The 18,481-nt window shown below is 63.9% G+C and carries 19 protein-coding genes and 1 tRNA gene; 3 read left to right on the forward strand and 17 right to left on the reverse strand.

Going from position 1 to position 18,481, the window contains the following annotated elements; genetic code table 11:
- Positions 1 to 117 precede the first annotated feature (117 nt).
- From AC1DSJ_RS14930 to gspG, 13 genes are all read right to left on the reverse strand, one after another.
- The gene (locus tag AC1DSJ_RS14930) at positions 118 to 804 is read right to left on the reverse strand and encodes a response regulator transcription factor (RefSeq protein ID WP_054424462.1); all 687 of its coding nucleotides are present in this window, start codon (positions 802 to 804) and stop codon (positions 118 to 120) included.
- Between the two features lie 350 nt (positions 805 to 1,154).
- Positions 1,155 to 1,628: a type II secretion system protein gene (locus tag AC1DSJ_RS14935; protein WP_175170842.1), complete on the reverse strand. Its 474-nt coding sequence runs from the start codon at positions 1,626 to 1,628 to the stop codon at positions 1,155 to 1,157.
- Positions 1,615 to 2,004 carry a type II secretion system protein gene (locus AC1DSJ_RS14940; protein WP_054424466.1) on the reverse strand — a complete coding sequence of 130 codons (390 nt, stop codon included), beginning with the start codon at positions 2,002 to 2,004 and terminating at the stop codon, positions 1,615 to 1,617. Before AC1DSJ_RS14940 ends, AC1DSJ_RS14935 begins: the two co-directional genes overlap by 14 nt.
- Positions 1,979 to 2,455, reverse strand: coding sequence for a type II secretion system protein (locus tag AC1DSJ_RS14945; RefSeq protein WP_054424468.1), 477 nt, complete (start codon positions 2,453 to 2,455; stop codon positions 1,979 to 1,981). Before AC1DSJ_RS14945 ends, AC1DSJ_RS14940 begins: the two co-directional genes overlap by 26 nt.
- Positions 2,456 to 2,464: 9 nt before the next feature.
- Positions 2,465 to 4,312, reverse strand: coding sequence for a secretin N-terminal domain-containing protein (locus AC1DSJ_RS14950; protein WP_175170841.1), 1,848 nt, complete (start codon positions 4,310 to 4,312; stop codon positions 2,465 to 2,467).
- Positions 4,313 to 4,372: 60 nt separating this feature from the next.
- Positions 4,373 to 5,065 (reverse strand): hypothetical protein, encoded by a 693-nt coding sequence (locus AC1DSJ_RS14955; protein ID WP_441370568.1) that lies wholly within the window; start codon positions 5,063 to 5,065, stop codon positions 4,373 to 4,375.
- 11 nt (positions 5,066 to 5,076) lie between these two features.
- Positions 5,077 to 5,649 carry a hypothetical protein gene (locus AC1DSJ_RS14960; RefSeq protein WP_441370567.1) on the reverse strand — a complete coding sequence of 191 codons (573 nt, stop codon included), beginning with the start codon at positions 5,647 to 5,649 and terminating at the stop codon, positions 5,077 to 5,079.
- Entirely contained in the window at positions 5,646 to 6,176 is a 531-nt protein-coding gene (locus AC1DSJ_RS14965; protein WP_441370566.1) for a hypothetical protein, read from the reverse strand. The genes AC1DSJ_RS14960 and AC1DSJ_RS14965 overlap by 4 nt, the downstream gene beginning before the upstream one ends.
- Positions 6,164 to 6,919, reverse strand: coding sequence for a hypothetical protein (locus AC1DSJ_RS14970; protein WP_346552166.1), 756 nt, complete (start codon positions 6,917 to 6,919; stop codon positions 6,164 to 6,166). Before AC1DSJ_RS14970 ends, AC1DSJ_RS14965 begins: the two co-directional genes overlap by 13 nt.
- The gene (locus AC1DSJ_RS14975; protein WP_245636355.1) at positions 6,900 to 8,534 is read right to left on the reverse strand and encodes a GspE/PulE family protein; all 1,635 of its coding nucleotides are present in this window, start codon (positions 8,532 to 8,534) and stop codon (positions 6,900 to 6,902) included. Before AC1DSJ_RS14975 ends, AC1DSJ_RS14970 begins: the two co-directional genes overlap by 20 nt.
- The gene (locus AC1DSJ_RS14980) at positions 8,531 to 9,724 is read right to left on the reverse strand and encodes a type II secretion system F family protein (RefSeq protein ID WP_427946222.1); all 1,194 of its coding nucleotides are present in this window, start codon (positions 9,722 to 9,724) and stop codon (positions 8,531 to 8,533) included. The genes AC1DSJ_RS14975 and AC1DSJ_RS14980 overlap by 4 nt, the downstream gene beginning before the upstream one ends.
- Before the next feature lies 1 nt (position 9,725).
- Positions 9,726 to 10,223: a lytic transglycosylase domain-containing protein gene (locus tag AC1DSJ_RS14985; RefSeq protein ID WP_245636356.1), complete on the reverse strand. Its 498-nt coding sequence runs from the start codon at positions 10,221 to 10,223 to the stop codon at positions 9,726 to 9,728.
- Positions 10,201 to 10,629 carry a type II secretion system major pseudopilin GspG gene (gene gspG, locus AC1DSJ_RS14990; protein WP_054424480.1) on the reverse strand — a complete coding sequence of 143 codons (429 nt, stop codon included), beginning with the start codon at positions 10,627 to 10,629 and terminating at the stop codon, positions 10,201 to 10,203. The genes AC1DSJ_RS14985 and gspG overlap by 23 nt, the downstream gene beginning before the upstream one ends.
- A 318-nt stretch (positions 10,630 to 10,947) precedes the next feature.
- Between gspG and AC1DSJ_RS14995 the strand changes: the two genes are divergently transcribed.
- Together AC1DSJ_RS14995 and AC1DSJ_RS15000 are read left to right on the forward strand one after the other, a co-directional pair.
- Positions 10,948 to 11,592, forward strand: coding sequence for a cytochrome b (locus tag AC1DSJ_RS14995; RefSeq protein WP_441370565.1), 645 nt, complete (start codon positions 10,948 to 10,950; stop codon positions 11,590 to 11,592).
- 76 nt (positions 11,593 to 11,668) lie between these two features.
- Positions 11,669 to 11,744, forward strand: a tRNA-Gly gene (locus AC1DSJ_RS15000).
- A 124-nt stretch (positions 11,745 to 11,868) separates the two neighbouring features.
- On the opposite strand, the gene AC1DSJ_RS15005 is transcribed toward AC1DSJ_RS15000, so the two are convergent.
- The 4 genes from AC1DSJ_RS15005 to AC1DSJ_RS15020 are packed head-to-tail and all read right to left on the reverse strand — an operon-like array spanning position 11,869 to position 17,013.
- The gene (locus AC1DSJ_RS15005; RefSeq protein WP_441370564.1) at positions 11,869 to 12,462 is read right to left on the reverse strand and encodes a sarcosine oxidase subunit gamma; all 594 of its coding nucleotides are present in this window, start codon (positions 12,460 to 12,462) and stop codon (positions 11,869 to 11,871) included.
- The gene (locus AC1DSJ_RS15010; protein ID WP_441370563.1) at positions 12,452 to 15,478 is read right to left on the reverse strand and encodes a sarcosine oxidase subunit alpha family protein; all 3,027 of its coding nucleotides are present in this window, start codon (positions 15,476 to 15,478) and stop codon (positions 12,452 to 12,454) included. Before AC1DSJ_RS15010 ends, AC1DSJ_RS15005 begins: the two co-directional genes overlap by 11 nt.
- Positions 15,475 to 15,753 (reverse strand): sarcosine oxidase subunit delta, encoded by a 279-nt coding sequence (locus AC1DSJ_RS15015; RefSeq protein WP_054424487.1) that lies wholly within the window; start codon positions 15,751 to 15,753, stop codon positions 15,475 to 15,477. Before AC1DSJ_RS15015 ends, AC1DSJ_RS15010 begins: the two co-directional genes overlap by 4 nt.
- A gap of 15 nt (positions 15,754 to 15,768) precedes the next feature.
- On the reverse strand, positions 15,769 to 17,013 hold the full coding sequence (locus tag AC1DSJ_RS15020) for a sarcosine oxidase subunit beta family protein (protein WP_441370562.1): 1,245 nt from the start codon (positions 17,011 to 17,013) through the stop codon (positions 15,769 to 15,771).
- A gap of 266 nt (positions 17,014 to 17,279) precedes the next feature.
- Between AC1DSJ_RS15020 and fdhA the strand changes: the two genes are divergently transcribed.
- Positions 17,280 to 18,476 (forward strand): formaldehyde dehydrogenase, glutathione-independent, encoded by a 1,197-nt coding sequence (gene fdhA, locus AC1DSJ_RS15025; protein WP_391566506.1) that lies wholly within the window; start codon positions 17,280 to 17,282, stop codon positions 18,474 to 18,476.
- Positions 18,477 to 18,481 lie beyond the last annotated feature (5 nt).

Genomic DNA, 18,481 nt, shown 5'->3' on the forward strand with positions numbered 1-18,481 from the left:
AATCGCGGCGGAAATCAGCCGGCGGCGCGAAAGCGGCAAGTCAGAAGGGGGGGGAAACACAGATGCCACGGCCACCGCGGCTGAACACTCAGCAAAGCCGTGAAGACGGCCCGCGAATCAATGCATGCGTTCCAAGCGATAGCCGTAGTTGTATACGGTGGCGATCACGTAGCCATTACGCGAGCGCAGGCCAAGCGACGAGCGCAGATTGCTGACGTAAGTCGCCAAGCTGGCGTCGTACTTGCGATCGGCCGTGCCCCAGATGTGTTTGCTGAGCGCATCTTTGGTGATGATGCGTCCGGGGTTCCTGAACAACAGCGTGGCCAAATCAAATTCACGCGTGGGCAAGGTAACGGGACGCCCATCGACGGTGACGGTTTTGGCTTCCAGGTTGAAAGCGAAGTGCCCCACCTGGAATAGCGCGCTATTGGCTTCGTCCCGCTGCGACTTGCGCAACTGCGCAGTCATGCGCGCCAGCAGTTCGCGTTCACGCACGGGCTTTTGCAGGTAGTCATCAGCGCCCTGGTTCAACGCCTGAACGATGCTTTCTTCGTCGTCGCGCTGGGTCACCATCAGGATGGGCAGCTTGGGCGACATATTGCTGCGCGCCCACTTCAGCACGGCCATGCCGGAGGCGCCCGGCACTTCCCAGTCCAACAGCACGACGTCAGCCGGCTGCGTTTTCAGCAAGGCGATAAAGCTGTCGCCATCGCCTCGTGTGTAGACCTGATGGCCATGGCGTTGCAGCAGCTTGGTAACCCACTCAACCTGAGCGGGAGAGTCTTCGAGAATCGCGACGATCATTCAGTAGATTTCCTATTGGCGGCAATTCCCGAATGACTATTTTTCTATTCCGGCAATCACATTTGATACCCCAGAAGAATGATTTCATGCGGGGATAGCAGCAACAATAAGAACTTTCTCAAAGAAAATAGGCGCAAGACAATTATCAAAATCTGACGAAAATTCGCAATCTTTTGACTATCTGTGTTCTGGCCATCTGTTCACGCGAACCGGGATGCTTGACCCCCAGGTGCTTGATTTCCTGACGCTTGATTTCCTGGCGCTTGATTCCCTAGCGCTTGATTTCCTGGCCCTTGATTTCCTGGCGCTTTATCAAGACCTCCCTCTCCGCATGGAGTTCCCCCCAACGATCACATTGCGTCGAAGAAAACAAACTTCCAGTCCTGATAACTGGACTTGCCCGACAAGTCCCCAAGTTCCGCATCAAAGCCATCCTGCTTGAGCGGCGCGCGTTCCGACAGGCTGTACACGCCCATGATTCCTCCGTCTGGCGATTTGACGATGCCCCATTCCTGGCTGCCCGTGATCGGGTCCGTGTACACACGGCGCAAATGCCGTCGCGTGAACGACACCCGGTCGTCCTTGAGCAGCGCCTCCATCGTCTTCGGATAGGCGGGCGCCGTGCCTGACCGGTAGTAAGACGCCAAGGCCCGCTGAAACTGTTTGCCGATGAACAGCAACTCCGCCTCTTGTTCGCGCAGCTTCTTGGTATGCCAGGGCTGCGCCACCGCGGCCAGGCCGGTGGACACGGCCAGCACCAGCATCAAGATCGCCAGGTACGCCGAGCCTTCCTCACGCGCGCCGCCGCGCCTACCAGCTTGCATAATCAAGCCCATCCAGGCCGGTGCCCTTGGCGCCGCTGATCACGTCATTCACCCCGCTCTCTTCCCCACGCTGCGGCTGCCAGCTATCACGCCGACCCGTAACCGGGTCCATCGGCAACTCGCGCAGATAGCGGGCAGAGACCAGCGCTTCCAGCGTGTCGGGGTTACCGCCATGATCCGCGCGGTAGTCGTCCAGCGCATGCCGGATCGCTTGCAGGTTGTGCCGCAGCACGGTTTCGCGTGCGCGGTCGTTGCTTTTCAGGAATGACGGCGCAACCAGCGACATCAACGCGCCGATGATGGCCATGACGGCCAGCAGCTCGATCAGTGTGAAGCCGGCGCATGCGCGCCTACCACGCCGTGTATGGAATGCCATTGATACCCTCTCGGCGGTTCTTGGACCGCACATCAAATACATCTCGGCCCGACGAAAAAGATTCCGCCGAACTGTCATAACTGCGCGTGTCCCAGGTGTCGGCCGCCGCGCGTCCCTCGCAGTGTTCGCACATGGGGTCCGCGGGCAGGCGGCGCAGGAAGTAAATGTTGCCGCCATTGGGGTCTGTCTTGTCCTGCACCCCTTTGACCAGGCTGTCGAGATCAGGCGGGTAACCACTGCGGTCCACTGACTTCTCGATCTTGCCTTCGCGGCTGGCCTGGTAATAGGCGTCAATTGCGTTTCGGATGACTTGCAGGCTGTGGCGCAGTTCGGTTTCCTTGGCGCGCTGCTTCACCAGCGCCGAGAACGGCACCGCCACGCTCAGCAGCAAGGCCAGCAACGTCATTGCCGCCAGCATCTCGATCAACGTGAACCCGGATTGCTTACGCATGCTGGCGCCTTAGAACGGCGGCTTCGCCAGCGCCGCATCCAGCGCCGGGGACGCTTCACCCGCCGCCGCAGCCGGCGCCGCCGGTGCGGGCGCCGGGGCTTGCGTCGTCATCGGAACCACCGTAACGCGCGACTCCGTGCCCGACGGGAAGTAGCTGTCGGAGGCCGACGGCAGCGCCATCGAACGTTCGATGTGGGGTGTCAGCAGCAAGACGATCTCGGTGGTTTGATCCGTCTTCTTCTGGCCGCCGAACAGGCTGCCCAGCCATCCCATCACGCTCAGGCCTGGCAAGCCGCTGCTGCTGCGCGTCTGCTGCTGGTTCACCAGACCGGCCAGCACCTGGGTTTCACCATCGCGAGCGGTCATCACCGTTTCAGCGTTACGGGTACTCATCGGGTAGACGATGCCGCCGCCCGCCGTCTTGACCTCGCCTTTGAGGTTGCTGACTTCCATGCTGACCTTGACGCTGACTTCGTTGCTCAGGCTGATGCGCGGTTCCACTTGCAGAATCAAACCCACATCCTGATAGTTCACTGATTCCGTCACCACGCCGTTGGCGTTCGTCGTCGTCACCACCGGCACCTTTTCGCCGATCTTGATGCTGGCCTTCTCCATATTGCGCACCCGGATCTTCGGATTGGCCAGCACCTTCGTCTTGCCCCGCTTTTGCAGCATGTTCAGCGCCACAGAAAGATCATTGCGGCTGCCCACGCCGACCTTGCCCTGGTTCAGATTCAGCAGGTCGCGCACGGTGACCCTGCCGCTTTCGCCTTGCGGCAGAATCGAAAAGCGTAGATCGCTGGGGTAGTCAACGCCGACTTCCAGCTCGTCATTGGCGTTCACTTCCAGTACTTGCACGTCCATCGTCACTTCCGACTGCGCGATGTCCAGCGCCGCCACCACCCGCTCCACCACCGCCATGACTTCTGGCGTGTCGCGCACCAGCACCGCGTTGGCGCGCTCATCCAGATGCACATTCTTCGGCGCGCTGATCTGCCGCAAGGCCGCCAGCACATGCGTCGCGTTTGCCTGATCCAGGTAGAACACGCGCACCATGAGCTCGCGGTATTCCTTTTCCTTGTCGGCGCGCGCCGGGTAGATCAAGAGGCTGTGCTGGTCCAGCACCTTCTTTTCCAGCTGATTGGTGCGCAACAACAGGTTGATCGCGTCTTCCGCCGTGGTCTGCCGGGCCATGATGCTGGCCGGCATGGTCGTCTGCACGTCGGGGTCCAGCACAAAGTCCACGCCGGCCGCCAGCGAGATCGCGTCCAGGATCTGCACAATGGGCTGCGACTTGAAGTTCAGCGACACCGGCTTGCGCATGGCGTCAGCCAGCCTGGGCCGGGCCGCGTTGCGCCCCGCATCACGGCGCTGCATCTGGTTGCGCAGCGCTTCGGCCTGCGCATAGCCCGGCTGCTCTTGCAGAATGCGGTTGACCTTGTACAGCGCTTCGGCCGGACGGTCGTGCTGCATGGCGGCGGCCTCGGCCAGCTCTTCTTTCAGATGGATACGCTGCTCCAGCTGCGCCTTCAACTGTTGCCCGCGCATGTTGCCCGGGTTCATCGCCAGCAGTTCGCGCACCTCTTCCAACGCTTCCTGCTCGTCGCCCGCTTCCATCTTCACGCGCACACGTTGCAGGATCTCGCGCGCCACGGCGATGTCGTCGCGGACCACGTTCTTGTTCGCTTCGATGTCGTTGGGATTGTTGGCCAGTTGTGCGCGGCCAGCGGCCAGACGCTCGGAGGCGGTCGGGGGTGGCGATGCGCCCAGCGCCCGCTTGAATGACTCGGGCGCCGCGCAACCGCTAAGCGCGACGGTCAGTGAAACCGCCAGTGCGGCAGGTTTGAAGCTCATCATTTTCTTTCCTAATTTGACGTGACGCCAGCCATCGGCGGCGTGCGCCCGCAGGCGCTGGGTCTACTGCGCCAAGGGCGCCAGGTCGACGTGTTGTTCTCGCCCTTGCGGGTCGATCAGCACCGCGCGCGAGGGCTCCAATGCCTTGAATTGGTACTGCTGCGCAACCGTGTCGCCCGGCCGCAAGGCATCGGCGATGCTGCAACGCTGGCAGAGCAGATAGGTTTGGCCCTGACTCTCCAGCACGACAATGCGGTGCGCGTCATCGATCCACTCACCGACGGCATGAATGGGAACCCGCACAAGCTCCGGCTCACCCTTGGCCTGTTCCGGCGCCAAGGCGTCTGGTTCCGCCGCCTGCGACGTGTCCGAACCGGGCGCGCCGTTCGGCGCTTGAGGYGTATTGCCGCCCACTAGCGACGCCCAAGGCTGCGACGGAAACAGGTCGACTTCTTGCGGAATCGCGGGTTCCTCAACGCGGGCGTCCTCAGAACCGACGGCTGCATCTGCGGGTGCTTCATTGGCGGTTGCGTCATTGCCGATTGCTTCATCGGCGGTTACTTCATTGACGACTGCTTCATCGCCGGCTGCTTCATCGGCGGCTGCGTCACTGCCGATTGCGTCACCGCCGGCTGCTTCATTGACGACTGCGTCAATCACAGCAGCTTCGTTCACCACGTCTTCATTGCTGGCCGCGTCATTGCTGGCTGCCGACGTCGCGGCGGCCAGCAGCATCGCTCCCAATGTGACTCTCATCAGGCGCTTCATCACACGACTCCCAGCATGCTCAAGCGCATCTTTATGTTGACCAGCATGTTTTCCGGCCTCTGCCTGTCCAGCGCCAGCGACTCCAGGCGCAGCAGCGGATGCTCGGCCAGCTTGCGCAGCCCCGTGGACACGTCCTGGTACGAACCGATGGCCGTAATATCCAGCGATGTACGGCGCAGCCGGCCCTGAATGGTGTCTTCGCCCTGATACTGAATATCCACCAGCAGCAGGCCCGCGCGCAGCAGCTCACCCATGATTTCCAGCTTGCGCTGGTCGGGGTCCAGCCGCATCTGCACGCGCAGCGCAGTCATGTCATTGCCGGGCGGCTCGATCGACGGGCTGCACGCGTGCAGTTCGCCGTACATTTCCATGGCCCGGTTCTGCAGTTCGTTCTTCTCCGGCCAAAGCACCACGATGAAGTGGGCAAGCAAGACAAGCGCAGCGGCCAGGGCCAACATGCCGCCGCGGCCCAGGCGCTCCGCACAGCGCTGCCCATGCCAGCGCAGCCATGCCAGTCCATTGCCCTGCCGCATCGCGGCAAGACGCAATTTGAGTGATCGAAAGGCATTCATCGCAGCTCCACCCGTACGGTGGCCATCGTGGCCAGGTTAGGATCGCCCGCCTTGATTCCATGGCGCATCACCGTGGCGCGCATGCCCGAGTCGGGGTCGTTCATGCGCGCGGCGAACGCAAAGATCTCGCTCAGATCCGCGGTCATGAGTTCCAACGACGCGGCCTTTCCCGCCAATTCAATCTTCAGGTTCATGACCGCAATCCGCGGCGCCCAGGCCGCCTCAATCGCGCGCAGCAACTTTGGACGCAGCCGGTCTTCGGCGCTCTGCGCCGACAACAAGGCATCCACCTTTCGTTCTTCGGGCGACTGCGCCTGCATGCGGCGCAGCTCGCGCTCATGCAACATGCGTTGGTTGGCTAGCCGGTCATCCAGCTGAGTCACTTCGCTGCGCAGCGCCGCCACATCCCATTCGCGCCAGGCACTCAACAAGCCGACGGCCAAGAGCAGCAGCACCGCCACAATCGCGAGCGGATTCGCGGTCTTGCGCTTGCCGAAGTCGGGCGTGTTTCTATTCAAGCCGGCCATGTCCGCTCCGCTAACATTGCATGCGGAAAGCCCAGCCAGCGCGCTTGCGCCGCGGGAGGAAGCTGCTGCGGGGAAAGGGTCGACACCCAACCGTATTGCGCCGGGGCCGTGCGAGCGCAAAGCGCTTGCGCGGCGGCAATGCCCGCATCGGCGGACTGCCCAGGCGACATCTGCAACGTGATCATGTCTTGCCAACCCTGCTCGGACTGCCACAAACAGGTCATCGCCGTACGCTCGGCCAGCACCAGGCATTGGCCGGCATGGCTGAGCGCGCCGCGAAAGCGTTGCACGCTGGCAGACAGCACGTCGCGGCATCCCGCTACCGTCCAGCCCTGCTCGCCCACTTTGCGCTCCAGCGCATCCAGCATCGTGGCGTCGGCCGCGAAGGCCAGGCGTGCCTGACCGTAACGCGCGGCCCCCAGGCGCACGCGCAGCGAGCCCGTAATACCGCGCTCACGCAGCAACGCCTGCGCATAGTTGCACCAGTGGCTGTCGCCTCCCTTCAAACCCGGCTGCCAGGCCAGCAACTGGCCATGAAACCAGGGGTACCCCAGCCACACGTTCAAACGATTGCGCCAGCGCGGCCCGCGCCGCTCGACGGCGCCCAGCAGCGACGCCACGGCGGTCGCGGGGTCCCCGGCGTGCAGGACTTTCATCCGGTCATCAGACGCGACGCCCGGCGCGAGCAGGCTCGCGTGTTCGGCGTCGATCAGCACGGTTTGTTCATTCCATAGCGACAGCACGGCAAACCTCCTGATAAGTGGTGAGTCCACGCGCCACCGCCTCGTGGGCAGCGTCACGCATCGATTGATAGTCAGCGCAGTGCGCCAGCGCTTCCAGCCGCCGCTCGGGCGAGCGGTCCAGCAGCGCACTTTTCATGCGGCTATCCAGCCGCAGCACTTCAGCCAGCGCAATGCGGCCAAGAAAGCCGGTGTGACGGCAGGCCTCGCAGCCCGGACCCGCACGCGCCTCATCTTTGGGTGCGCAATGGGGGCACAAGCGCCGCACCAGCCGCTGCGACACCACGCCGTTCAGCGATTCCAGAAACGTGGCCGGCTCCACATCCATGTACAGAAAGCGGTCGATCACACTGAACGCGTCATTGGCGTGCACGGACGACAGCACCCGGTGCCCCGTCAGCGCCGACTGCACCGCAATGGCGGCCGTCTCGGCGTCGCGAATTTCGCCCACCAGGATCGTGTCCGGGTCGTGACGCAGGATCGATCGCAGGCCGCGCGCGAAGGTCAGGCCTTTTTTCTCATTGACCGGAATTTGCAGAATGCCGGCCATCTCGTATTCCACCGGGTCTTCGATGGTGATCAGCTTTTCGTCACCACTGTTCAGCTCGGACAGCGCGCCATACAGCGTGGTGGACTTGCCGCTGCCGGTCGGGCCGGTAATCAGCGTCAGCCCATACGGCAATTGCGCCAGCGCGCGAATGCGCCGCGCCGTCTCCGCCGGAAACCCAAGGGTGTCCAGGCTGAGCTTGTCACCCCGTTGCGAGCGATCCAGCAGACGCAAGACGGCGTTCTCGCCGTGGTTGCCCGGCATGATCGACACGCGAAAATCCACTTCCCGCCCCTGCAGCACAACTTTGAAACGGCCGTCTTGCGGCACGCGCTTTTCAGCGATGTCCAGGCTGGACAACACCTTCAGGCGCGACATCACCTGGTTGGCGGTCACCTGCCCCGGCACCTGACGGATGCGCAGCATCACGCCATCGATGCGGTAGCGGATCAACAAGCCTTCTTCATCCGACTCCAGATGGATATCGCTGGCACGGCTTTGCAGCCCGTCGTAGAGCGTCATGTTGACCAGACGGATCACGGGGCTTTCGTCTTTCGCCAGGGACGCCAGGGAAATCGACTCAACCGCCTTGGCGAGCGAATCGTCTTCCATGTCGACGGCCACGCCGTCCATCACCCGCTCGCTGGCCTCCGCCTGCTTCAGCCACGCGTCCACCACGCCCGCCGGGCACAACGCAAAGCGCAGCACGCGGCCAGAGAACATCGACTGCAGCTTCAGACGCGCCGCGCGCGAGAACGGATCGGCCAACGCCAGCAGCAGCTCGCCATCAACATCCAAGGGCGCGGCGCGGCAATTCAGCGCCTCGGTCAACGACAACGCATCAAAGCGCGGTGACGCCTGGCGGCACTGCTCGGCGCTTAGCGCCTGCATGCCCAGCGCTTGCGCAAGCGGCGACAGAAATTCCGGGCGGCGCGCCAGCTCTTCATTCAGGTACTCGGACAGCGCCACGCTGCGTTCAGCGGCCTGCTCTTGCCACAGCCACCAGGCCTCGCCAGCCGCCGCCGCGTTCGTGTCGTCGTGATTGAATTCGATTGTTTGACTGCCACTCATCCCAGACTCCCCGCCATCTCGAAGATGGGCATGTACAGCAAGATGACGATGGCGCCGACCAGGCCGCCCACCACCAGCATCAACAATGGTTCGAATACTTTTCCAAAGACTTCGATGGCATGGTCCAGCGTGCCGTCGTGAAACTGAGCGATGCGTTCGCACATGCCGCCCAGGTCTCCGCTTTGCTCTCCTACGCGCAGCAGCCGTTCCGCCACCGCCGTCGTCAACCCGTGCCGCGTCAAGGTCTCGGCCACCGTGCGCCCTGCCCGCAACTCCTGCAACGCCAGCTCCAGGCGCTGCGCATAGGCGGCGGGCAAGATCCGCTCGGATAATTCAAAGGCCTGCAGGGCAGGCGTTCCGCCCTCGATCAGCAGTCCGACCGTGCGATAAAAACGCGCCAGCACGAACAGGTTGCCCACATCACGCAGCTTGGGCATACGCCAGAACAGACTCATCAACGCCGCCTTCATGCGTTGCGTGCGCAGCACCAGCGCGGTGACCAGCAGGGTCGCGCCGATGCCCGCCCCCAACCATTCGCCGTCGGACTGCACGAGCCTTGCCCACCACAGCATCGCTTCCGCCGTGGCCGGCAAGTCGCGCATACTTTCGAAGACCACAGAGAAGCGCGGCACCACGAAGAACAGCATGAACAGCAAAATGCCAAAGCCCACCGCGATCACCACCAGCGGGTACACCAGCGCGCCCACCACTTTCTTGCGGATGTTCTCGATGCGCAGCTCGTAGTACTGATAGCGCTTGAGCACCGTCGGCAACTGCCCGCTGCCTTCGGCGGAGGCCACCGTCGCCACCAGCAAGGCCGGAAACACCGAAGGCTGCGCCTGCATGGCCTTAGACAACGGCAAGCCCTGATACAGCGACCGCAGCACGCCGGTCAGCGTGGCTTGCAGCGCCTTGTTGCCCTGGCCCGCCTTGTCGCTCAAGGCCTCCAGCGCTTCGATCAAGGCCAGGCCGGCCTCAAGCAAGGTTGAAAGTTCCTGAAGCAGCAAGCCCAACGAGAAGCCCTGCTTGCGCTGCGCGGCATGACGCCGGCCGGCGGGCGCGCGCTTGACTTCCAGCACCATGCCGTCGGCTTCGCCGACCTGCGCACGCGCTTCGCTTTCGTTGGCGGCGCGCACGGTCTGCACGCGCACCTCTCCCTGCCTGAGCAGGCTGATTCGGAACTCATTCATGTCATTGCCGCGCCAGTTGCGCCTGGCGGACCTTGTCGTCACGCGCCTGCGCCAGAACCAGGTAGTGTTGCCACACGCGCTTCACATACCGCTTGCGCGCCTCTTCGCGGGAATCCGCGCCACCGGCGTTGTAGGCGCCCACTGCCCGCCACGTGTAGCCATAGCGCTTGATGAAGTCGGCCAGAATTTCGGCGCCCACATCAATGGACAGGCACGGCTCGTCCAGCAGCTGCTGGCGCGTGATGCCCCGCTTGGCCAGCCACGTCAGATGGATGCTGTTGATCTGCATCAGGCCGACGTCTTGCGTGCCGTTGGTGTTTTGATTGACGGCGCGCGGGTTCAGCGACGACTCCACCTTGGCGATCGAATACAGCAACAGCGGATCAACGCCGTGGCGGTCGCCCGATTCCTGCCAGCAGTTGGCGGCGGCGCCCGTGCTGAACGTCAGCGCGGCCAGCGCGGCAAGCGCCGTCGATTTAGAGGCCGTAGACCAACTCACCGTTGCCTCCCGCCCGGCCTTCTTCGCCATAAGACACCACCTCGGCATCGCTGCTGCGACCCGGAACGTTCAAGATATACGGACGGCCCCAGGCGTCCGCCGGCACGTCCTTCGCCAGATACGGGCCGTGCCAGTTGGGCGTGCCTTGAGGTTGTTTATTCAATGCTTGCAATCCCTGCTCGGTCGTCGGATAACTGCCCACGTCCAGGCGATATTGCGTCAGGGCGTCGCCCAGCGTTTTCATCTGCGCCTGCGTCGCCTTCACCTTGGCCCGGTCGACCTGGGAGAACAGCTTGGGGCCGACATAGCCGGCCAGCAACGCGATGATCAACAGCACGACCAGCAGCTCCAGCAAGGTAAAGCCTTGCTGCAAGCCGAGACGGCGTCGGAAGTTAAGTGTCTTCATGTGTCCGCTTTTCTGAATGGAGGAATGCCGCGTGGCGGCAACTCATGGTGGAAGGCAAGAAGAGGCCAGCACCGTGAAGAACGATGGTGGTTCCATGCGCCGGCGTTGCCGGACCGCATCAATGACGGGAAATCTCTTCGCAGGACCGCATATTTCCATGCGCACCCCAGTGCCTCAACGTTTCTAAAAAGAACTTCAACCGGTTTGAAGAAGCGTTGAGGAAGGTGGTGCGGCGGGGCATGGGGCGCTTCAATCACGCCTCTTTGGCCCTGCCTCGCCCTTCGCGTGCGCAGCCCGGCCCCGCTAGAAGGAAGATCCATGAATCCCGGCGTTGCCCGCCCCCTCGACCCCGTGGCCGCACAGGCCTATACCCGGGCGCAGATCGCCCTGCATTGGCTGAGCGTCAGCCTGATGGCCGTGCTCGCGCTCAGCGGGGAAATTCGCCATTTGCTGGTGAGCCACACCGCCATCCCGATGCGATGGGTGATGATCTTGCACATTGGCTGCGGCATGGCGCTATTGCTGGTCACGCTGGCGCGCGCGCTTGTGCGCATGACGCGCCGCCGCGCCGCAGCGGCCGGATTCTGCATGCAGGACGCTTGCGCGCATGCCGTGCACTTGGCGATCTATGCGTTCATCCTGGCGGAATGCCTGCTGGGCTGGATCATCGTCAACGCCAAGGGCTTTGCGATCCCGTTGCCGCTGACCAGCCTGGAATTCCCCCGCCTGGTGGCGGCCGACCCCGCGCTGGTCATTACCGCGATCTGGGCGCATGACGTGCTGGCCTGGATGTTGTATGGCCTGCTGGCGCTGCATATCGGTGCGGCGCTGTGGCACCACTACGTCAGCCGGGATGACACGCTGGCGCGCATGCGCTTGCGGGTGCGCCAGCAACGCCAGGTTCAGGCGCAGACAGGCGTCGGCGCGCCCTTGGCGAAGCCGGGCCGTCCCGTGGCGTCATGACGCATTTTTTTATTCGGCGTGCATTTTTCTAAAAATTGGGTATACTTCCGCCTCGCTTGCAAAATAAGCAGCGTACGCGGGAGTAGCTCAGTTGGTAGAGCGCAACCTTGCCAAGGTTGAGGTCGCGAGTTCGAGACTCGTCTCCCGCTCCATATTTGGATTGGCAGCATCCGGTTTACCGCCTTGCTGCGAATCATTGAAAAAGGGCCTCCGGGCCCTTTTTTCATGCGCGCTCGGAATGCCACGGAATGCCTTGGGAAGATCCCGCAGGCATGTTCACGGCTGATATTCCCGGGCGGCGTCCAGCAGCATTCGGCCCACATAGTCCGCAAAACTGCGGCGCACCACGGCCTCTACGCCGCCATCGTTTAATGCACGTACCATGACGCCGGCCTTGAAGTAATGGCTTTGCGCGCATTGCCCGGCGCCGAACACACGAGGATGCAAATCCAGCGGGCACCCCTTTTCAAGCACGTCGCGCGCGTGATCGCCGCGCAGTTCCAACACCGTGTACCCGCTGCTGACGTCCACCACGCACGCGGATTGCCCAAGCAACGACGGGCGTAGCGTCGGCTCCAGTGCGGGCCGTGCGGGCATCAACGATTGCACCCACCATTCATCCGGCCCCATCCAGGCCATCAGATACCGATGGCCATGCGCCACCGTGTTGGGCGCCACGGGCGGCGCGGTGCCCAGCGCGCGTTCAATCGCCTGCACGAACGCAGGCGACCGCGCATTACCCCGCAATACCGCCAAATCCAAAAATGGCCGCTCGACGATGCGCAGACGCCGGGCGTCTTCCGAATCAGCGGGCGAGCGCAAGGGCGCTAGGCTGTGCAGAGGCGATTCCTGATGCGATTCAGTCCACATGCTGACGCCCTCCTTCGGGGTCGTAGAAAACCGGGCTGCCAATGGTGGCCGGCATGAATCCACCGGTGGGCAACGCCACTTCAACGAGCTGCCCCATTCTTGTGTGGCCATCCTGCACCAACGCCAGCGCGATCGAGCGATTCAGCGTGGGGCTCATGTAGCTGGACGTCACGTGGCCGATCATCGGCGCAATCGGCGCGCGGCTGGGCTGGTTCATGATCTGGCTGCCTTCGGGAAGCACCAGGGACGCGTCGCGTGCCAGCAGGCCAACCAGCTGTTTGCGCTTGCCGCCTGCCGTGTGCGTGCGCGCGAGCGAACGCTTGCCCAGGCAATCCTTGGACTTGGCCACCAGCCCGCCCATGCCGAGATCCTGCGGCGTGACGGAGCCATCGGTATCCTGGCCGACGATGATGAAGCCCTTTTCCGCGCGCAGCACGTGCATGGCTTCGGTGCCGTAAGGCGTGATGCCGTATTCGCGGCCGGCCTCCATCAAGGCGTTCCAGACGCGCCGCCCCAGATTGGCCGGCACGTTCACCTCGTAGGACAGTTCCCCGGAAAAGCTGATCCGCATGATGCGCGCCGGACTCGACCAGCCCACGCCGGCCAAGGTGCCTTCACGGAACGTCATGAAGGGAAAGGCTTCGTTCGAGAAATCGATATCGTGGCAAACCTTGCCGAGCACTTTTCGCGCAAGCGGCCCGGCTACCGCAAACGTGGCGAAGTGATCGGTGACCGTGGTCAGGTGCACGTCCAGATGGGGCCATTCCGTCTGCAACCAGCGTTCCATCCAGGCCAGCACGCGGGCTGCGCCGCCGGTGGTTGTGCTCATCAGGAAATGCTGCTCGCCCAGGCGCATGGTGACGCCGTCGTCGAACACCATGCCGTTCTCATCCAGCATCAAGCCATAGCGGCCCTTGCCCACCTCGAGCTTGGTCCACAGATTGGTGTAGACCCAGTTCAACAAGGTGGCGGCGTCCGGCCCTTGCACGTCGATCTTGCCCAGCGTGGAGGCATCCAGCATGCCGACGCCATTGCGCACGGCCAGACACTCACGCGCGACCGCAGCGTGCATGTTTTCCCCGGGTAGCGGGAAATACCAAGGGCGCTTCCAGTTGCCGACGTCTTCGAATACCGCGCCCCGCGCCACATGCCATTCGTGCACGCAGGTCTTGCGGATGGGGTCGAAGAAGTCGCCCAACTCACGGCCCGCCAGCACCCCGAACGTGACCGGGGTGTAGTTCGGGCGATAGGTGGTGGTGCCCGTCTGCGCGATGGTTTGGCCCAAGGCGTCGGCCAGCACCGCCGCGCCGTTGATGTTTCCCAATTTGCCCTGGTCGGTGCCGAAGCCCATGGCGGTATAGCGTTTGACGTGCTCGACCGAGTGATAGCCTTCGCGCACGGCCAGATGGATGTCGGCCACCGTCACGTCATTTTGGTAGTCGACGAACTGTGTCGCGCTGCGCCGCAAGCCGCGCCGCGCCGCAAGCGCCGGCCCGGCCACCTGCCAAAGCGGCAACAACGGGTCTTGATAGATGTCGACCGTGCGCCAGGACAACTGGCTTACCGTATCGAAGCCCGCCCGCATGGCCGCTTGCGCACCCGCCACGCCGCCGCCATGCAGCGCCTGCGAGAGCCGGAATTCGCCATTGGCTGCGCCGGCGCTGGTCTGCGCCTGCGTGGCCCCATCCGGCACAAAGCACGCCAGCGCCTCGTCCCAACGCGTCTTTCCCCCGGACTGCGCGTGCAGATGCAATACCGGATTCCACCCGCCCGACACCGCGATCAGGTCGCAAGCCAGCTTTTCGTTGCCCGGACCGGCACGCCCTTGCGCGAAGGCGCCGACAACGACGCCCTTCACATGGCGTTTACCGCGCGCCTGCAGCACGACCGTTTCGTTGCGGACCTCGATGCCGGCGCTGCGCACGGCGTCGGGCCAGGCGCCCCGCCCCGCTGGCCGGGGGTCGATCACCGTGATGTTGGCCCCGTGCTCGCGCAAGTCCAGCGCCGTGCGGTAGGCACCATCGTTATTGGTGTAGAGCACCACGCGCTGGCCGGGCAAGACACAGTAGCGGCGCACGTACGTCGATACCGCCGACGCCAGCATGACGCCGGGCAGGTCATTGTTGCCAAACAGCAGGGGCCGTTCATGCGCCCCGGTGGCCAGCACCACCTGTTTGGCGCGTACCTTCCATAAGCGTTGGCGCACGCCCTTCCGTTGCTCGGGCGGCAGGTGGTCGGTCAGTTGCTCACAGACCGTCAGCAGGTTCTGGTCGTGATAGCCGAACGCCGTGCTGCGCGTCAGAATCCTGACTTCCTTCATGCCCTGGAGTTCGGCATGCATCCGTTGAATCCATTCGGAGTTGGCTGCGCCATTGATCAATGACGGCAGGGCCAGCAGGCTGCCGCCGAGCTCGGGCTGGTTGTCGACCAGGATCACGCGCGCGCCGGTCAGTCCGGCCGCCATGGCGGCGGCCAAGCCCGCCGGGCCGCCGCCCACCACCAGCACATCGCAATGGGCGTAGCGCTTGTCGTAGTGATCGGGGTCTGGCAGCGCCGGCGCCTGGCCCAACCCGCCGGCCTTGCGTATCCACCGTTCATAACGCGGCCACCAGCGTTGCGGCCACATGAACGTCTTGTAGTAGAACCCTGCGGGGATGAAGCGCCCCAGACGCTGGAAGACGGCCATGCGGTCGCGTTCAAGGTCGGGTGCGGCATTGACGCTGCTGGCGCGCAAGCCTTCATAGAGTTCGACGGTGGTCGCGCAGGGGTTCGGCACCGTGTGCGCGCCGGTCTCGAGTTGCACCAGCGCGTTCGGCTCGTCAACACCGGCCGTCATGATGCCGCGCGGCCGGTGGTACTTCCAGCTGCGCGCCACGAAATGTTCACCATTGGCCAGCAGCGCCGAGGCCAGGGTGTCGCCCTGGCAACCAAAATAGGTGCGTCCATTGAACGTGAATTCGATCGATTTCGACGGGTCAATCCGCCCGCGGTTCGACAGCCGATGCGTCTGCGTCATCTGCGCTCTCCCGCCGCCTGCTCAAACGTATGGAACCCGTGGAACTCGTGGCTGACGGTGTCGCGCTCGGCCAGGAACCAACGGCGGCAGCCGTGGGCGTGCTGCCATTGCTCGCGCGCACGGCCGCGTACGTTCTTGCGCATGAACGCGTAGTCGGCCCATTGGGCGTCGGTCAGGGTGTCGCAATCTTGTGGGCGGACGATGTCGGCTTCGCCGCCGCAGGTGAATTCCGTTTCGGCCCGGGGGCCGCAATACGGACAAGTCAGCATCAGCATGCTCAAGCTCCGTCGTCAGTGCGCCACAGCGGCAGCGCCGTGTTCGTCGATCAAATGGCCGGTTTCGAAGCGGCTTAGGGAGAACGGGGCGTTCAGCCGGTGCGGCGCGTTGTTGGCCACGGTGTAGGCGAAAACCCAGCCCGAGCCGGGCGTGGCCTTGAAACCGCCCGTGCCCCATCCGCAGTTGAAGTACAGCCCCTTGATGGGCGTGGTGGAAATGATCGGACAGGCGTCGGGAGACACGTCCACAATGCCGCCCCACTGCCGGTTCATCCGCACCCGGCTGAAGATGGGGAACATTTCGACGATCGCCTGCAAGGTGCTTTCGATCAGATGAAAGCTGCCCCGCTGCGCGTAGCCCACGTACTGGTCGATGCCCGCGCCAATAACAAGGTCGCCCTTGTCGGACTGGCTGATATACGCGTGGACCGCGTTCGACATCACGACGGTGTCCAGGACCGGTTTCAGCGGTTCAGAGACCAGCGCTTGCAGCGGATGACTTTCCAGCGGCAAGCGGATGCCCGCCATGTCGGCGATGACGCTGGAGTGGCCCGCGGCCACCACCGCCACCTTGGCCGCCTTGATATAGCCCTTGCCGGTTTCCACGCCCAGCACCTGGCCGTCTTCGCGGCGGATGCCGGTCACCGGACAGTTTTCGATGATGTCCACGCCCAGCCGGTCGGCCGCACGCGCGTATCCCCAGGCGACGGCGTCATGCCGGGCCACGCCGCCGCGCCGTTGGAACGACGCGCCCAGCACCGGATAGCGGCAATCCAGATTGATGTAGGGGACGATTTCCTTGACCTGTGCGGGGGTGAGCCATTCGCCGTCGACGCCGTTATAGCGGTTGGCGCTGATGCGGCGTTGTGTGTCGCGCACGTCTTGCAGCGTGTGCGCCAGATTCATGACGCCGCGCTGGCTGAACATGACGTTGTAGTTCAACGCCTGCGACAACCCTTCCCACAGCTGCATCGCCTTTTCATAGAGCTGCGAGGACTCGTCCCACAGATAGTTTGAGCGAACGATGGTGGTGTTGCGCGCGGTGTTGCCGCCACCCACCCAGCTCTTTTCCAACACGGCCACGCGTTTCACGCCGTGTTCCTTCGCCAGGTAATACGCCGTGGCCAGCCCATGCCCGCCGCCGCCGACCACCACCACGTCATACTCCGGCTGGGGCTCGGGGCTGCGCCACGCGCGCGGCCAGCGTTCATGGTTCGACAGCCCGTTGCGGATCAGGCTGAAGAGGGAATAGCGGCTCATGGTGGTTCCTTGAGAAAACGAGGAGATCCGGCGCCAGCAACAACCGATGCGCGACGCATCCATTTTTCTCTGAAGGCGCGGGGCGCTCCTTGCCGCGCCGGACGGTAACTTGCCTGATTGCGACACCGGCTGGCTCCTGGCATGCGCTGTCGCCTACCCGCCGCTTCGTGTCGTCTGCAGACAGGTTTTGCGACCGCCTGCTTGCCAAAATCGAACATTGACGGGCACCCGCCCGCATTGAACCGGCCAGGCAAGGAGACGCAGACATGGCAGCGAACAGGGGCGTGGTTTACGTTGGCGACGGGCGTGTCGAGGTGCAGTCGATCAGCTTTCCCAAGCTGGTGGACCCACGCGGCCGCAACATCGAGCACGGCGTGATATTGAAGGTGGTGTCCACCAACATCTGCGGGTCAGATCAGCACATGGTGCGCGGCCGCACCACGGCTCAGAAGGGGCTGGTGCTGGGCCATGAAATCACGGGCGAAGTCATCGAAGTGGGCCGCGATGTCGAAACCCTGAAATCGGGTGATCTGGTGTCCGTGCCGTTCAACGTGGCCTGCGGACGCTGCCGCACCTGCAAGGAACAGGACACGGGCGTGTGCCTGACGGTGAACCCGGCGCGCGCCGGCGGAGCCTATGGCTACGTCGACATGGGCGACTGGATCGGCGGCCAGGCGGAATACGTCATGGTGCCCTACGCCGACTTCAACCTGCTGCGCTTTCCTGACCGCGACCAGGCCCTGGCGAAGATCCGCGACCTGACCTGTCTGTCAGACATTCTGCCCACGGGCTATCACGGCGCGGTCAGCGCGGGCGTTGGCCCCGGCAGCACCGTCTACGTCGCAGGCGCGGGGCCGGTCGGCATGGCGGCGGCGGCGTCGGCCCGGCTGCTGGGCGCGGCGGTGGTCATCGTCGGCGATATGAATCCCTTGCGGCTGGCGCATGCGCGCAAGGTCGGCTTCGAGACGGCCGACTTGTCGTTGGACGCCACGTTGGGCGAGCAGATCGCGGCACTGCTCGGCACGCCCGAAGTCGATTGCGCAATCGATGCCGTCGGCTTCGAAGCGCGCGGCCACGGCGCCGCCGGTTCGCAGGCCGAAGCGCCCGCCGCCGTCTTGAACGCATTGATGGAAGTGACGCGCGTGGCGGGCCGCATCGGCATCCCGGGGCTGTATGTCACCGACGACCCCGGCGCGGCCGACGCCGCCGCCCAGCGCGGCAGCTTGTCGGTTCGCTTTGGACTCGGCTGGGCGAAAGCGCACAGCTTCCATACCGGCCAGACGCCGGTCATCAAGTACAACCGCGCACTGATGCAGGCCATTCTGTGGGACCGCATCAACATCGCCGAAGTGGTGGGCGTTCAAGTCATTTCACTGGATGCCGCGCCCGAAGGCTATGCGGCGTTCGATGCGGGCGCGCCCAAGAAGTTCGTGATTGATCCGCACGCCATGCTCGCCCGCTGACCCGC

The sequence above is a fragment of the Achromobacter sp. 01N37 genome (assembly GCF_056399725.1).

Bases quoted from the DNA above. Each gene is read 5' to 3' on its own strand.
- AC1DSJ_RS15020 (WP_441370562.1), bottom strand. From the start codon at position 17,013: ATGAGCCGCTATTCCCTCTTCAGCCTGATCCGCAACGGGCTGTCGAAC.
- AC1DSJ_RS14995 (WP_441370565.1), top strand. From the start codon at position 10,948: ATGAATCCCGGCGTTGCCCGCCCCCTCGACCCCGTGGCCGCACAGGCC.
- AC1DSJ_RS15015 (WP_054424487.1), bottom strand. From the start codon at position 15,753: ATGCTGATGCTGACTTGTCCGTATTGCGGCCCCCGGGCCGAAACGGAA.
- AC1DSJ_RS15010 (WP_441370563.1), bottom strand. From the start codon at position 15,478: ATGACGCAGACGCATCGGCTGTCGAACCGCGGGCGGATTGACCCGTCG.
- AC1DSJ_RS14935 (WP_175170842.1), bottom strand. From the start codon at position 1,628: ATGCAAGCTGGTAGGCGCGGCGGCGCGCGTGAGGAAGGCTCGGCGTAC.
- AC1DSJ_RS14965 (WP_441370566.1), bottom strand. From the start codon at position 6,176: ATGGCCGGCTTGAATAGAAACACGCCCGACTTCGGCAAGCGCAAGACC.
- AC1DSJ_RS15005 (WP_441370564.1), bottom strand. From the start codon at position 12,462: ATGTGGACTGAATCGCATCAGGAATCGCCTCTGCACAGCCTAGCGCCC.
- fdhA (WP_391566506.1), top strand. From the start codon at position 17,280: ATGGCAGCGAACAGGGGCGTGGTTTACGTTGGCGACGGGCGTGTCGAG.
- AC1DSJ_RS14960 (WP_441370567.1), bottom strand. From the start codon at position 5,649: ATGAATGCCTTTCGATCACTCAAATTGCGTCTTGCCGCGATGCGGCAG.
- AC1DSJ_RS14975 (WP_245636355.1), bottom strand. From the start codon at position 8,534: ATGAGTGGCAGTCAAACAATCGAATTCAATCACGACGACACGAACGCG.
- AC1DSJ_RS14980 (WP_427946222.1), bottom strand. From the start codon at position 9,724: ATGAATGAGTTCCGAATCAGCCTGCTCAGGCAGGGAGAGGTGCGCGTG.
- AC1DSJ_RS14950 (WP_175170841.1), bottom strand. From the start codon at position 4,312: ATGATGAGCTTCAAACCTGCCGCACTGGCGGTTTCACTGACCGTCGCG.
- AC1DSJ_RS14930 (WP_054424462.1), bottom strand. From the start codon at position 804: ATGATCGTCGCGATTCTCGAAGACTCTCCCGCTCAGGTTGAGTGGGTT.
- gspG (WP_054424480.1), bottom strand. From the start codon at position 10,629: ATGAAGACACTTAACTTCCGACGCCGTCTCGGCTTGCAGCAAGGCTTT.
- AC1DSJ_RS14940 (WP_054424466.1), bottom strand. From the start codon at position 2,004: ATGGCATTCCATACACGGCGTGGTAGGCGCGCATGCGCCGGCTTCACA.
- AC1DSJ_RS14945 (WP_054424468.1), bottom strand. From the start codon at position 2,455: ATGCGTAAGCAATCCGGGTTCACGTTGATCGAGATGCTGGCGGCAATG.